Below are 14,177 nucleotides of genomic sequence, written 5' to 3' on the forward strand. Positions count from 1 at the left end.
CTTCGTCGTGTGTGTATCGGCGCGTGGCTGGCGGGGCGGACGTGTCGGCCGCTGCGCGGCCTGCCTCTCCTCGGGGTTAGGCGTGGTTGGCCGGTTGAGGTCGGTTACGCCTCGGGGGTGCTGATCGACCAGGCGGCGTGCGGGATGTAGGTCTCGCGGCCGGTCACGGTGTCGCGGGCCAGGATCGGGAGCTGGACCTCGATGCCCGCCAGGCGCAGGTCGGGTTCGGGCTTGGTGTCGATGGTGAGCGCGCGTGCGCCCGAGGGGAAGTCGGCGAAGCTCAGCACCCGGTCGACCTGCTCGCCGGAGGGGCGCTGGTAGATCAGCTGGACCAGCCACGGTGACTCGGCGATCGTGTTCGGCAGCGACAGCTGCACCGGGCGGCCGGTCGTCGTCGTCAGTTCGGTGGTCTCGCCGTACCGGCAGTCCTGCATGGTGACGGTGCAGTACAGGAACGGGTCGACGGTGACGGTGGTGCCGCGCGCGAACGCGGTGATCTGCGGGTCGTGCTCGGGTGCCTGCGAGACGCCGTAGGCCACCAGGCCCGCGGTCACCGCGGCGACGGCGAAGAGTCCGGCCGCGACCAGTGCGACGATCGTGCGGACGTTGAGCTTGCTCACCGGATGGGGTCTCCTGTCCCTCGCGGAACCGCACCGGGGCCTGCCCGATGCGGATGGGTGTTGGGCACTTCCTGCTCGGCGTGCTGCGGACGGTTGCCGCCCAGGCCGGGCAGCAGCGAATGTCCGGTGTAGCTGACGAACGTCTGGATCAGGCCGATCACCAGGATCACGCTGATCACCGCGAAACCCTTCCAGAATTCGATCGGCAACAGCACACCGGCCGCGCCGCCGATCACCCAGCTCAATTGCAGCACCGTCTCCGACCGGCCGAAACCGGACGCGATCGACTCCGGCGGCAGGTCGTCCTGGATCGCCGCGTCCAGCGACACCTTCGCCAGCGCGCTCGCCGCCGACGCGACCAGCGCCGCGAACGCCGCGCCGAACAGGTTGCCGGTGAACATCGCGAACAGCGCGACCGCGGCGCCCGCGGCGGTGCAACCGAGCACCACCAGCGACGGCCTGCCGAGTGGCAGCCTGGCACCGGTCGCGTTGCCGCCGAAGTTGCCGATGCCCGCCGCGGCGCCGACCACCGCGAGCATGGCCGCCTGCTCGGTCGGACTGCCGCCCGAGCCCTTGGCGACGAAGGCGATGTAGAAGGTCAGGAAGCCGGTGAGCACGCGGATGGAGCTGTTGCCCCACAGTCCGGTGACCACAGCCCGGCCCAGCGGCTGCCGTCGTTTCCGGGCGGGCACCGAGGATTCCGTGCCGGGCTCGAGCACCTCGGTGTGCGCGTCGGGGCCGTGATAGCTCAGCGTCGCCGGCACCTCGCCCTCGGTCACCTCCACCCACGACGGAATCCGCAGGCTCAGGTACGCACCGGCCACCGCGATGCCGGTGGCCAGCACCAGCGCGCCGGTCGACCCGGCGATCAGCGCGGCCAGCGCGGCCAGCGCGCCGGCCCCGATGGTGCCGCCGACCAGGCCGAACACCGTCAGCCGTGAGTTGGTGCGGACCAGATCGATGTCCGGTGGGAGCACCCTCGGGGTGACCGCGCTCTTGAGAACCGCGAAAGATTTCGAGCCGACCATCATGCACAGGGCCAGCGGATACAGCCCCCACGTGTCGATCTCGATGATCAGCAGCAGCGCGAAGACCGCGCGCAGCCCGAACGTCGTCGCCAGCGCCAGCCTGCGACCGCGCTGCAAGCGGTCGAGCAGCGGCCCGATCAGCGGCGCGATGATGGCGAACGGGGCGATGGTGATCAGCAGGTACAGCGCCACCTTGGTCTTGGACTCGGCGGTGGCGCTGGCGAAGAACAGGGTGTTGGCCAGCGAGACGGCGATCGCGGCATCGAGCGCGAAGTTGGCCATCGTGGCGTAGGTGAGCGCGGTCAGGCCCGACTGGTCGGCGCCGTCGGCCTTGGCGGCGCGCTGGAAGGTCGCGAATCCGCGCTCGGTGAGTTCGCGGCTGCGCATGGCGGCGACCCGGGTGACGGTGAGCTTGCGCGGCACCCGCTGCTTGACCTCGTCGTCGACGGGTTCGTCGGCACGGGGGAGCGGACGCGTGGCCGGCGGACCCAGGTCCTTCTCGGGCGGCGGCACCGGCCTGGCGCGTTCGCGAGGCGCGGGCGCGCCGGGTAAGGGCGTGGTCGGGGCGGCGTCGGGCTCGGACCGTCCGCGCCGGAACGGGTTCTTCGACCGGATCGTCGGCGAGTCGGGGCGGGGGAAGACCTTGCGCGGTGCGGTGGGCCTGCGCTGCTCGTCGCGACCCGCCCCCGCGCGCGGCGGGTACTGCCCGAAGCCGGGATGCCTGCCCGCGGGGTTACCGTCCCGGCGACCACGGTCGGGACCGGAGGGATCGCGGGGAGTAGTCACAGTCCAATTCTGGCCCACGCGGGCTCGCCGCGTTCACTCGCGGCGCGGCAGTGTTCGCCACAGCTCACTCATCGGGGGACGAACCGCACCTCGAACATGCGCGGCCAGTACTTGCCGGTGAGCAGGAACCGGTCGGTGCCGGGCAGGTGGGCGATGCCGTTGAGGACATCGGTGCCCGCGCGCTCGGTGGCGGTGAGCAGTCCGCCCGCGTCGATCACCGCGAGCACCCGGCCGGTCTCCGGGTCGATCCGCAGGATCTCGTCGGAGGGGTAGTTGTTGGCGTAGACCGTGCCGTCGGGGGCGCAGTCGAGTTCGTTCGGCTGGAGGGACGGGTAGCCGGTGACCGTCACCGAACCGGTCTTCGCGAAGGTCACCGGGTCGCGGAAGGTGAGGGTGGGCGTGCCGTCGCTCATCACCAGGCGCTGGGGTTGCGCGCACACGCCCCACCCCTCGCCCTCGTATTCGGCGCGGCCGGTCTCGGCCAGGGTGACCGGGTCGCGGGCGATGGCGATGTGGTCCTGCCAGGTGATCTGCCAGACGATCCCGCCCGCCTTGGTCATGCCCTCGGCGAACAGCGGCGCGGGCAGGTCGACGCGCGCGGTCTCGGCGCCGGTCGCCTGATCGGCGGCGCGCGCGCTCGACACGCCCCACATGCCGGTGCTTTCGTAGCGGACGCCGTCGACCACCTCGAGACCCTGCGTGAAAGCCCGCGGATCGTGCGGTGACGAGCCGATCACCTCGACGCGCAGGCGGGGCGGCCCGGGCTCTTCCTGGCCCCCGCAAGCCCCCACGCCGAGCAGGCTGACCAGCACTGCGACGGCCAACGAACTCCGATTGCACTTCATACGGCAAAATGTATGCCGTGAGCGCAGTATCTGTTTCGGAGTCCGGCGTGCGTCCTGTTCTGGCCGATGCGGCCGAAGTCGCACGTCGTGCGCTCGTCGAGTTGGAGCCCGACGGGGTAGGAGTCCATCTGGGGGTGAGTGCCGAGGACGAGACGGCAGCCACCCACCGGTTCGAGGCGACCCTGCCCGGCTACCGGGGCTGGCAGTGGGCCGTGGTGGTCGCCGCGCCGCCGGAGGCGACATACGCCACGGTCAGCGAGTCGGCGCTGCTGCCGGGCCCCGACGCCCTGATCGCCCCCGACTTCGTCCCGTGGGAGCAGCGGGTCCGTCCCGGCGACCTCGGCCCCGGCGATCTGCTCGCCCCGCCCGCCGACGATCCCCGCCTCGTCCCCGGCTACATCGCGACCGGCGATCCCGCCGTCGACGAGGTGTGTCACGAGATCGGCCTCGGCCGCACCCAGGTGCTCAGCCTCGAGGGCCGCGTCGAGGCGGCCCAGCGCTGGTATACCGAGTTCGGCCCCGACACCGAGATGGCCAAGGCCGCCCCGTCCACCTGCGGCCTCTGTGGCTTCTTCCTGCCGCTGGCCGGCGCCCTGCGCGAATCCTTCGGCGTCTGCGGTAACGCGATGGGCGCGGACGGCCACGTCGTCCACATCGAATACGGCTGCGGCGCCCACTCCGACGTGACCGCCCCCTCGGGCAACGGTTCGCCGCGCTACGAGGCGTTCGACGACCACGCCGTGGATCTCGTCGAGATCGTGCGCACGAACGGCACCGCCGATGCGGCCACGTCCGCCGTGGACACTGCCGATGCCGAGGCATCCGGCGCGGGTGCCACCGCGGTCGAGACCGAGCAGCAGGAGACCGCCGAGGCCGAAGCCGCCGACGCGGCCGCTGCCGCCCGCGAAGCGCTCGTCGAGGGTGCGCAGCCCGAGTCGGCCGATGAGGTCGTCGCCGCCGAACTGGCCCCCGGGGCCGAGCTTGCTTCGGCCGCCGAGACTGTGGCCGAGCCCGCCCAGGTAGCCGAGGCTGTCGAGGCGGCCGACACCGCGGCGGAAACCGTCACCGGCGATCAGGGTGACGTGGTCGCTGCCTCGGTGGCCGAGCCGATGACCGATGCGACCGAGGCTGCTACCGGCGATCAGGGCGCTGCCGCCGCGTCGGCTGCTGCGGATGCTCAGGCCGCGACAGCGCAGGCCGCTGCATCGGATGCGGCCGAACCTGCGTCACAGACCGTGGCTGATCCGACCGAAGCCACTGAGGAAGCGCAGGCCGCCGGTGCCGAGGTGGCAGACGACGCGGCTTCCGTCGCCGATGCGGCGGCAGGGAGTTCGTCCACCGGAGCCGACGCCGCGACCGAAACCGCTTCGGGTGCAGCGGTTGCCGAGGGCGATGTCGCCGACGCGGCCGAGGGTGATGCGGCCGACGAGCACGGATCGTCGGTGGCGCGCTGAACGGATCGGCGGATCCCTTCGGCACCGCGGAGCTGCGTGCCGGAGTGCTTGCCGCCTGGCGGGATTCGCCGACCAGGTTGCGGGAGGACAGTGCGAGTGAGGCGGATCTGGTGGCCGCGGGCTACCGGGATCGGGTGCTCACCGAGCTGGCCCAGAACGCGGCCGACGCGGCGGCGAAGGCGGGTGTTCCGGGCGAGTTGAGTGTCCGGGTGCTCGACGGGCGGCTGCATGTCGCGAATACCGGCGTGCCGCTGAGTGTTTCCGGCGTGCACGCGCTCACCGCGCTGCGTGCGTCCGGGAAGACCGAGGCGGAGCAGGTCGGGCGGTTCGGCGTCGGCTTCACGGCGGTGCGGTCCGTCGGCGACGAGATCGAGGTCCGGTCCACCACCGGATCGATCCGGTTCTCCCGGACCGCGACCCGGAACGCGTTGCACGACATCGGCATCGAGATCCCCGAAGACCTGGCGACGATCGAGCCGCCGGTCCTGCGCCTCGCTTGGCCCGTCCCGACCACCCCGGTCGCCGGCGCCGACACCGAGGTCGTCGTGCACCTGCGCGCCGACATCGACGCGGACGCCCTGCTCGCCGCCCTGCGCGCGGAAGCCACCGCCCTGCTGCTGGAACTGCCCGCCCTGCACCGCATCCGGATCGGCACCGACGAATTCACCAGCACCGTCACCGCTCTCGGCGCCAGCGGCCTGACCGAACTGGCCGTCACCCAGCCGGAGGGCGTCACCCGGCGCTGGTGGCAGTACCGCACCCCCAGAGCCCGCTGGCTGCTCCCACTGCGCGACGGCCGACCCGTGGCCGCCGCCCCGGATGTCCTGCGCGCCCCCACCCGCTCCGACGAGGAACTGTCCCTGCCCGCGATCCTGGTGGCCGACATCGCCATGCAGCCCGATCGCCGCCGCCTCCTGCCCGGCGCCCGCCTCGCCGAACTGGCCACCGGCTATGCCGATTTCGCCCGCGCCCTCCCGCCCCGCGACCGCCTCGTCCTCGTCCCGGCCCCCGGTTTCGCCCGCAGCGAGGCCGACGGACTCCTCCGCGAAGCCGTCACCACCGAACTCCGCACCCACCCCTGGCTGCCGGTCTGCGCCGCCCGCATCGACGACCCGGTCGAGCAGGCCACCGAGTCCCGGCCATCGGAGCCGGCGCTGTCAGCGCACGCCATCGACGACTTCGGCCGCTCGGTCTCGACGGTGCCCGCCGCCAGGGGCTCGGCCGTGCGACCCGAAGCGACCGCCGACCGCGTGAGCACCCCGACCCGCGCGAGCGTATTCCCCGACCTCACACCGGAATTGGCGGTTCTGCTCGCCGACATCACCGGCCCCCTGCTGATCCCGGAGCTGTCCGGCCGCGCCCAGCAGGAGAAGCTGTCCGTCCTCGACGTGCACCGCCTCGGCCCGGCATCGTTGGCCGATCTGTCGAGCGGCCTGGATCGGGAGCCGCACTGGTGGCAGCGGTTCTACGCCGCGCTCGAACCGTTCGTGGTCGACACCGTGACCGCCGAGGAGTTCGGCGCGCTCGCGGTGCCGCTGGCCGACGGCAGGCTCGTCACCGGCCCGCGCACCGTCGTCCTCGACGATCAGCTCACGGTGGCCGTCCCGGTGCACTGGGCCCGCCTGGTGCACCCCGACGCCACGCATGCGCTGCTGGCCCGGCTCGGTGCTCGCAGCGCCACCGCGGAGGACCTGCTCACCGACCCGGGCCTGCACGACCTGCTCGAGCAGGACCCGGCCGACCCCGACACCGTCGACGCGGTCCTGCGGCTGGCGCCCTTCGCGACCCCGGAACTGCTCCCGTCCTGGCTCGGCCTGCTCGAATTGCCCGACGACACCGGCGAATTGCGCTCCGCCGACGAACTGCTGCTCCCCGGCGCGCCACTGGCCGCCGTCCTGGTCGACGACTCACCGTTCGGCACCGTCGCCGACGCCACGGTCGCCGAATACGGCGCCAAGGCCCTGCGCGCGATCGGTGTCGGCTGGGACTTCGCGGTGGTCACCGATCCCGATCCGGTCGGCCCCGATCACGACCTCGACGACGAACACACCTGGTGGGACGGCCTTTCCGAGGACCCCCGGGAGCTGGCCGCCGTCCGCGACCTCGATCTGGTCGACGAGAGCCGCTGGCCCGCCGCTCTACGTCAGCTGCTGTCGGAGCCGCGCACCCGCGCACTGCTCGCCGACCGCGACGGCTACACCGCCTGGTGGCTGCATCGGCACGCGCACATCGGCGATATCGCCCTCGGCCGCCTGCGGCATCCCGACGACGACGAATTCGCGGGCCTGCTCCCGGCTTTCGAGGTCGACGGCATCACCGGCCCCGACCTGGACGTGCTGCGCCCGCTGCTGGTCCGCCCGGACGTGATGTCGGCCGAACTGGCCGAGGAGCTCCTCGACGCACTCGCCGACCCGTCGAAAACCCCCGCGCCCGAGGTCATCGCGCATACCCATGCCCGGCTGGCCGCCGCCGTCGAGTCCGGTGCGCTGGACCCGCGCGAGCTGGATCTGCCCGATCAGGTGCGCGCCCTGTCCGGCGCGGTCGTCGACGCGAGCACCGTCATGGTCCTGGACCAGCCGTGCTTCGGCCTGGTCGTCCCGCCGGAACGGCTGGTGGCCGGGGATACCGACGGCGCCGAGGCGCTGGCGACGCTGCTGGACCTGCCGCTGGTCTCGGAGGAGGTCAGCGCCGAGGTGCTCGACACCGGCAGGCGGACCACCTGGGCCACGGATGCGCTGGGTGTGGTGCTGCGTCAGTTGTGGTCACCGCGAGACACCTCGGGCGCGCTGGTCCTGCACGAGACGCTCGAGGTGCATCTGCGCGGTGCGCTGACGGGCACGGTGCGGGTGCCGTGGTGGCACACCGAGGACGCGGTGCACGTGCAGGTGCCGCGCGGCTAGCGCGCGTGCGCGGCCACCATCGCGGCGAGCAGGTCGAGCTGGGTCTGCACGGCTTCGCTGTCGTCGTCGACGAGCCAGCGCAGCACCACCCCGTCGATGACGCTGAGGATGAACCGGCTCAGCTCGGTGACGGGCGTGGTCCAGGTGGTCTCGGTGGCTTCCCGGAAGTGGTCCATGACGTCGGCGACGGTGGTGTCGTTGAACGCGTACTGCTCGCGGGCGATCGCGATCTTGGCCGGCGTCGCCTCGCCCTCGCGCAGAGCGTAGGTGGTCGTCTCGTAGGTGAGCAGCTGACGTTCCGGGGTGGCTTCGATGTTGCGCCACATCAGTTCCAAACCGGAACGCACCAATTTCTGAAGCGCTTCTTTTCCGGTTCCGGCATCCGCCCACAGCGAATCATCGGCATCGACGGAATCGCGCAATTCCATGGCCAACGCTTTGACCAGCTCGGTCATCAGCGCGTCCTTGTTTTCGAAACAGTAATGCACCACACCGAGTGAGACGCCCGCTGCTTGTGCGACATCGCGCGTGGTCACGCCCGCGACGCCTTTTTTCTCGGCGAGACCGATCGCAGCCTCGATCAGGTGGGCTCGTCGTTCTTCGACGCTCAATCGGGAGGACACGTGTGCGAGTTAAGCGCCCGCGTGGCAAACAGTCAATTCGCCGGTCCGCGAGAAAATCCTGGACATCTGACCAGTTGATGTGGTTGTCTCCGAAACGGAAGTTGCGAAGGAGTCGCCTGATGTCCGTGTCCCGCCGTACCGTCCTGGCCGCCTCGGCCCTGGGTGTGGCCGCCGTGCCCGCAGTCTCGGCGCTCACCGGCGCCGCGACGCCCGCTGCCCGCGCGGATCCGAAACCGGACGGATTCGAATTCGGGCTCGGCATCGCCGATCTCACCGGTCCGGCCGCGGAATGCGGCATGATGGGCTACTCGCAACTCGATCAGGCGACCGCGGGAATTCATCTGCGGCCCCGGGCGCGCGCGTTCGTGATCGGCGCGAACGGAAATCGCATCGCTTACGTCGCGGTGGAGAACGGTGCGGTGTTCGGCTCGGTCCATCGCGGTGTACTGCTCGCTCTCGCACAACGTTTCGGTGATCGCTATACCGAGCGAAATGTCGTGCTCACCTCCACCCACACCCATGCCAGTTGTGGCGGTTCCGCGCACGACTACGCCTATACGCTGGCGACGCTGGGATTTCAGCAGCAGGTCTACGACGCCGAGGTGAACGGCATCGTCGAGGCGATCGTCGCCGCCGACGCCGATTTCGGGCCCGGCGCCATCGCGCTGGGCAGCGCCACGCTGCACGACGCCAGCGTGAACCGGTCCCGCGTCGCCTTCGAGCGCAATCCCGAGGCCGACCGCGCGGTGTTCCCCGACGCCATCGACCCGGCCGTGACCACGCTGGTCTTCACCAGGGCGGGTCGTGAGGTCGGCGCGCTGACCTGGTTCGCCACCCACAACACCTCGATGACCAACGCCAACCGGCTGATCAGTTCGGACAACAAGGGCTACGCCAGCTTCGCCGCCGAGCACATCGAGCACGGCGTACGCCATCTCGACGGCGCGCCGTCCTACATCGCGGCGTTCGCGCAGACCAACGCCGGTGACATGTCGCCCAACCTGAATCTGCGGCCGGGCGACGGGCCGACCACCGACGAGTTCGACAACACCAGGATCCTCGGCGAGCGCCAGCACGCCGCGTCCATCGCGGCCGCCGCGCAGGCGGTATCGATGTCCGGTCCGGTCGCGTCGACGCTGTGCTACATCGACCTGGCCGATATCGCGGTGGACGGCCGGTTCACCCCGGACGGCGCCCCGCGGCGCACTTCGCCTGCCGCCGCGGGTGTTTCGCTGATCGCGGGCAGCGTCGAGGACGGGCCGGGCCTGCCCGGCGGGCCGATTCCCGAGGGCGTGCGCAATCCGATGGTGGATTTCCTCGGCGGGATCGATCATCCGCACCCGGCCTGGCTGGCGGATGCCCAGGCGCCCAAGGCCATCGCGGTGCCGCTGGGCCTGCTGCCGCCGGTGCCGTGGGTGCCGAACGTGGTGCCGATCCAGCTGATCCGGATCGGCGGGCTCTATCTGGCCGCCGCCGGTGCGGAATTCACCATCGTCGCCGGGCTGCGGGTGCGGCGCGCGGTGGCGGCGGTGCTCGGCGTCGAGCCCGAACACGTGCTGCTGCAGGGGTACGCGAACTCCTACCACGAGTACGTCACCACGCCGGAGGAGTACGACGCGCAGCAGTACGAGGGCGCCTCGACGCTGTTCGGCCGCTACACGCTGTGCGCGTATCAGCAGGAGTTCACCCGGCTGGCCACGACGTTCGTCGCGGGCGGGGCGATCGGGCGCGGTCCGGCGCCCCGTGATGTCTCCGCGCTGCAGCCGAACTTCGCCGGTGCGCCGGGCCCGGACGCGACACCGCTGGGCCGCGGCTTCGGTGACGTCCTGGTGCAGCCGCCCGCGCAGTGCGCGCAGGGTGAGCGGGTCGCCGTCGAATTCGTCTCGGCGCACCCCAAGCACAATCCGCGCCGCGGTGACACCTTCCTGGTGGTCCAGCGCCGCACCGGTGCAGGCGAATGGGTGCGGGTGGCCAACGAGGGGGAGTGGGATGTGCGGTTCCACTGGCGCAAGGCGGGCGACGCGGTCTCGATCGCCCGCTTCACCTGGGATGTCCCGGCGGCGGCCGCGGTAGGCACGCACCGGTTCGTGCACTACGTCGACGCACTGGGCGCCGACGGCGTGCTGCGCCCGGTGACCGGTACCAGCGCGGAGTTCGAGGTGACCGCCGCCCGGCACGGCTGAGGATGACGATGGCGGTGCCCGCCTGGCGACCTCGAGCGACTTTCGGCTGTCCAAGAAGGGTCTTACGACCCGCGACCGCCACCGATAACACGCCGACCCTGGTCATATGGAAGGACCACATTCCGGCAGCGCGCCGGTGTGGACGACCGGACTGGCGAACTTCGATCTGGCTGTCGTGATTCGACGCTCACCGGCCGCGGTGTTCGCGTTTCTAGCCGATATTCAGGACTTCGAGCCGATCCCCCGGAGGGCTACGGTGCGCCTGGTCAAGGAGCCGGTCGGCCCGACGACGCCCGGTACACGCTGGCACGAGTGGGTGACGGTGGCGCGCGGATGCCGGCTCCATATCGAGAACGCCGTCTCGGAAGTGTGGGAGCCGCACCGGCTCCGCATCGAGTTCCATTCCGCATGGTTCGCCGGGCACTTGACCTATGACCTCGAACCGACGGCAGAAGGAACCATCCTGCACCACCGGGAAACCCTTCGACCACGCACCCTGCTCCGGTGGCTGACACCGTGGATCGAACGCAGATTACGGCCGCATCTGGTCGAGCGCCTGGCCGACATCAAAACGATACTCGAGGAATCTGCGACAGGTGCCGCACACTAGTCGGCCGACAGACCCACCTGCGCGCCCTTGTCACCGCGACGAGCGGAGCGGAGCTGGGCCAGGTAGATCGAGACGCCGAGCACCCCGACCAGCAATCCCATCAGGCACACCGACCGAGCCTCCGACCAGGCCGGATTCAGCCACACCAGCGCGGTCGCGACGAGCCAGGCGACGAATCCGGCCACCACCACCGGACGCGGGTCGACCAGGCTTCGAGGCAGTTCGGGGACCGCGGAGCTGACGTGACCGTTATCCATACCCAAACAGTAGCCGCGTGAAACTCATCAGGTGGCGCGGACGTACCGTAGAGTTCTGCACTGTGACAACGCCATCGGACGTCCGTGCCCTGGCCGGTGACCTCTCACTGGCCGTCGTACGGCTCACGCGACATCTGCGCGGTCGCCGTGCCGACGCCCAGATCTCGCTCACCCAGCTGTCGGCGCTGGCGACGCTGGCGCGTGATGGTGCCATGACACCCGGGGCGCTGGCGGGCAAAGAACGGGTGCAGCCGCCGTCGATGACGCGTGTCATCGCCTCGTTGTCGGACCTGAACCTGGTCCAGCGTCGGCCGCATCCGACCGACGGCAGGCAGATCATCGTCTCGCTGTCCCCGGCCGGGCGCGCGCTGGTGGCCGACGAGACCAGCGCCCGTGAGGCCTGGATGACCGATCAGCTCGCGCGCCTGCAACCCGAGCAGATCGCGATCCTGGACCGGGCGGTCGAGATCATGAACCAGATCGTCGCCGAATCCGAGTGATCAGCGCGCCTCGTCCGAGTCGACGACCTCGTGGCCCAGCGGGAACAGCGACAGCGGCACCAGCTTGAGGTTCGCCCAGGCGAAGGGCAGACCGATGATCGTCACCGCCAGCGCGATGCTGGTCGCGATGTGACCGATCGCCAGCCACCAGCCCGCGAAGATGAACCAGATGATGTTGCCGATCAGCGAACCGGCGCCCGCGCTCGGTTTGTCGACCACGCTGCGGCCGAACGGCCACAGGACGTAGCCGGCGATCCGCAGTGACGCGATACCGAACGGGATGGTGATGATCAGGATGAAGCAGATCAGTGCCGCGAGCAGGTAGCCGAGGGCCATCCAGAAACCGCACAGCACCACCCACAGGATGTTCAAGATCAACTGTACGAGCTTCATACATTCATCATGCCAGGATTATCCAGTGGCTGACGTGATCGATATCGACGACCCCGCCGACCCGCGCGTCGACGACTTCCGTGACCTGTCCTCCGCCGACCGCAGGCCCGACCTGCCGGGCCGCAAGGGCCTGGTCATCGCGGAGGGCGTCGTGGTCGTGCAGCGGATGCTCGACTCCAGGTTCACCCCCAGCGCGCTGCTCGGCGTCGGGAAGCGCTACGCGGCGCTGGCCGAGGATCTGGCCGATCGGGACATCCCGTACTACCGGGCCAGTGCCGAGGTGATGGCCGAGGTGGTCGGCTTCCATCTCAACCGGGGCGTGCTCGCGGTGGCGCCGCGGCCCGCCGAGCTGTCGGTCGACGAGGTGCTCGACGGCGCCCGCACGGTGGCGGTGCTCGAGGGCGTCAACGATCACGAGAACCTGGGTTCGATGTTCCGCAACGCGGCCGGGCTCGGCGCGGACGCGGTGCTCTTCGGTGACCGTTGCGCTGATCCGCTCTACCGGCGCGCGGTGCGCGTCTCGATGGGGCACGTGCTGCGGGTGCCGTTCGCGCAGCTGCCGCAGTGGCCGGGTGGGCTGGAACTGCTGCGCGAGCGCGGCTTCCAGGTCATCGCGCTGACGCCGGATCCCGCGGCGGTGAACCTGGCGACGGCGATGACGGGGGAGCGGGTCGCGCTGTTGCTCGGCGCGGAAGGACCCGGCCTGACCGAAGAAGCCATGCGCGCCACCGATATTCGCGCGAGAATTCCGATGTCGCCCGGCACCGACTCGCTCAATGTCGCGACCGCGGCGGCGATGGCCTTCTACGAGCGGGTGCGAACATCGTGAAGCAGGAACCGGACGGTCCGTATCGCGCGCAACCGGATTCGGTGCCGTGGGCCGCCGGCGTGACGGTGGTGGTGCTGGTCGCGGTGCTCGGCGCCGTGGCGGTGTACGCGTTCGGTGCCGCGCTGGCCACCGTCCACTGGCTGCTCGCCGTCGCGGTGAACGCGGTCGCCGCGGTCGGGGTGGCGCCGACCGCGTGGCGCTGGCGGTTCACGCCGGTGGTGCGCTGGGTGCTGGCCGGTGCGGCGCTCGGGGTGGTGCTGGGCTGGCTGTCACTGCTCGTCGAGCAGCTCAGCTGAGCGGTCTCACAGCACCCGGTCGGTCCGGTGCAGCCAGCCGAACAGGCCACGCTTGCGCCGGGTGGCCGCGCCGGGACTGCCCGTCTGCACCAGTGGTGGTGGCTGCGGTGCCTGACCCTTCGGATACAGCGTGAAGCCGCAGACCGCCAGGTCGCCGGGGGCCAGGCCGCCGGGCGCGGCCGGCGTGCGATAGCGGAACGCCAGCCATTCGTCGTTGGCGGCGTCGGCGAAGGCGGGCGGGTCGAACGGCAGCGACTGCGGTTCGGGATGGTCGCCGGCCTGCCACGGCACCGGATGATCACCGGCCCAGAACGGCCGTTCCCACACCATCGGCAAGCCCTCGTTCTCCAGGATGTCGACCCGGGTGGAACTGAACGAGCGCCGGAACTCCCCGCGTTCCCAGTGCGCGAACGCTCCCCAGTGCAGCTTGGAGTCGAACGAGACCAGATAGGTGTGCTCCGAGGCCAGCGGCCGCACCAGCAGATCCGGCAGCTTCGTCGGCCGCACCAGCGCTGCCTCGGCCGTGCACACGACCGTCAGCCCCGGATAGCACCCGATGTACACCTCGTCCCGATCCGGCGCGGCACACCCGTTGAGCGTCCCGATCATGATCGGCCGCACATCGTGCTCGCCGTACAACTGCCCGGCCAAGGCCGCCGCGGCCGCCGGATCAGGCTCGGGCCGCCCACGCAGCACGGCCACCGGATCCGGTGTATCGACATACCAGAGCGTGGAAGCGGACAGCACCGACAACCACCTCCCACCTAGACCGAATCACCAGCTCCAGCAAGAACATGGGTAACTCACCGGGAACGGGCTACCGTAACCCCACCGACCACCACCGGCCGCCAAC

At 70.7% G+C, this 14,177-nt stretch carries 13 protein-coding genes and 1 pseudogene; 7 read left to right on the forward strand and 7 right to left on the reverse strand.

The window, feature by feature from the left end; all coding sequences use genetic code 11:
* Positions 1–104: 104 nt before the first annotated feature.
* The 3 genes from NV348_RS19905 to NV348_RS19915 all read right to left on the reverse strand — a co-directional run bounded on the left by NV348_RS19905 (position 105) and on the right by NV348_RS19915 (position 3,279).
* Positions 105–620 (reverse strand): DUF2771 domain-containing protein, encoded by a 516-nt coding sequence (locus tag NV348_RS19905; protein ID WP_447148249.1) that lies wholly within the window; start codon positions 618–620, stop codon positions 105–107.
* Positions 617–2,434, reverse strand: coding sequence for an MFS transporter (locus NV348_RS19910; protein ID WP_447148250.1), 1,818 nt, complete (start codon positions 2,432–2,434; stop codon positions 617–619). The genes NV348_RS19905 and NV348_RS19910 overlap by 4 nt, the downstream gene beginning before the upstream one ends.
* A 68-nt stretch (positions 2,435–2,502) precedes the next feature.
* Positions 2,503–3,279 carry a glutaminyl-peptide cyclotransferase gene (locus NV348_RS19915; RefSeq protein WP_447148251.1) on the reverse strand — a complete coding sequence of 259 codons (777 nt, stop codon included), beginning with the start codon at positions 3,277–3,279 and terminating at the stop codon, positions 2,503–2,505.
* 8 nt (positions 3,280–3,287) lie between these two features.
* Here NV348_RS19915 and NV348_RS19920 point away from each other — a divergent pair.
* Both NV348_RS19920 and NV348_RS19925 read left to right on the forward strand, forming a co-directional pair.
* Positions 3,288–4,034: pseudogene (locus NV348_RS19920) on the forward strand (DUF3027 domain-containing protein); the annotation flags it as partial.
* Positions 4,035–4,777: 743 nt separating this feature from the next.
* A complete protein-coding gene (locus NV348_RS19925; RefSeq protein WP_447148252.1) occupies positions 4,778–7,633 on the forward strand; it encodes a sacsin N-terminal ATP-binding-like domain-containing protein in 2,856 nt (951 codons plus the stop codon).
* Here NV348_RS19925 and NV348_RS19930 read toward each other — a convergent pair.
* Positions 7,630–8,256: a TetR/AcrR family transcriptional regulator gene (locus NV348_RS19930; protein ID WP_447148253.1), complete on the reverse strand. Its 627-nt coding sequence runs from the start codon at positions 8,254–8,256 to the stop codon at positions 7,630–7,632. The genes NV348_RS19925 and NV348_RS19930 overlap by 4 nt on opposite strands.
* A 119-nt stretch (positions 8,257–8,375) precedes the next feature.
* Between NV348_RS19930 and NV348_RS19935 the strand changes: the two genes are divergently transcribed.
* Both NV348_RS19935 and NV348_RS19940 read left to right on the forward strand, forming a co-directional pair.
* The gene (locus NV348_RS19935; RefSeq protein ID WP_447148254.1) at positions 8,376–10,439 is read left to right on the forward strand and encodes a neutral/alkaline ceramidase; all 2,064 of its coding nucleotides are present in this window, start codon (positions 8,376–8,378) and stop codon (positions 10,437–10,439) included.
* 136 nt (positions 10,440–10,575) lie between these two features.
* Positions 10,576–11,049, forward strand: coding sequence for an SRPBCC family protein (locus NV348_RS19940; RefSeq protein WP_447148255.1), 474 nt, complete (start codon positions 10,576–10,578; stop codon positions 11,047–11,049).
* Here NV348_RS19940 and NV348_RS19945 read toward each other — a convergent pair.
* On the reverse strand, positions 11,046–11,306 hold the full coding sequence (locus tag NV348_RS19945) for a DUF2530 domain-containing protein (RefSeq protein ID WP_447148256.1): 261 nt from the start codon (positions 11,304–11,306) through the stop codon (positions 11,046–11,048). The genes NV348_RS19940 and NV348_RS19945 overlap by 4 nt on opposite strands.
* Positions 11,307–11,368: 62 nt before the next feature.
* On the opposite strand from NV348_RS19945, the gene NV348_RS19950 reads away from it, so the two are divergent.
* Positions 11,369–11,806 (forward strand): MarR family winged helix-turn-helix transcriptional regulator, encoded by a 438-nt coding sequence (locus tag NV348_RS19950; protein ID WP_447148257.1) that lies wholly within the window; start codon positions 11,369–11,371, stop codon positions 11,804–11,806.
* On the opposite strand, the gene NV348_RS19955 is transcribed toward NV348_RS19950, so the two are convergent.
* The gene (locus NV348_RS19955) at positions 11,807–12,199 is read right to left on the reverse strand and encodes a YccF domain-containing protein (RefSeq protein ID WP_447148258.1); all 393 of its coding nucleotides are present in this window, start codon (positions 12,197–12,199) and stop codon (positions 11,807–11,809) included. It abuts the gene before it with no gap.
* A gap of 25 nt (positions 12,200–12,224) precedes the next feature.
* Between NV348_RS19955 and NV348_RS19960 the strand changes: the two genes are divergently transcribed.
* Positions 12,225–13,028, forward strand: coding sequence for a TrmH family RNA methyltransferase (locus NV348_RS19960; RefSeq protein ID WP_447148259.1), 804 nt, complete (start codon positions 12,225–12,227; stop codon positions 13,026–13,028).
* Complete coding sequence (locus NV348_RS19965; RefSeq protein ID WP_447148260.1) at positions 13,025–13,324, forward strand: DUF2537 domain-containing protein; 300 nt, start codon at positions 13,025–13,027, stop codon at positions 13,322–13,324. The genes NV348_RS19960 and NV348_RS19965 overlap by 4 nt, the downstream gene beginning before the upstream one ends.
* 6 nt (positions 13,325–13,330) lie before the next feature.
* Here the strand turns inward: NV348_RS19965 and NV348_RS19970 are convergent, their stop codons facing one another.
* Complete coding sequence (locus tag NV348_RS19970) at positions 13,331–14,071, reverse strand: DUF6928 family protein (RefSeq protein WP_447148261.1); 741 nt, start codon at positions 14,069–14,071, stop codon at positions 13,331–13,333.
* Between the last annotated feature and the right edge of the window lie 106 nt (positions 14,072–14,177).

The organism is Nocardia fodinahabitans (genome assembly GCF_052983615.1).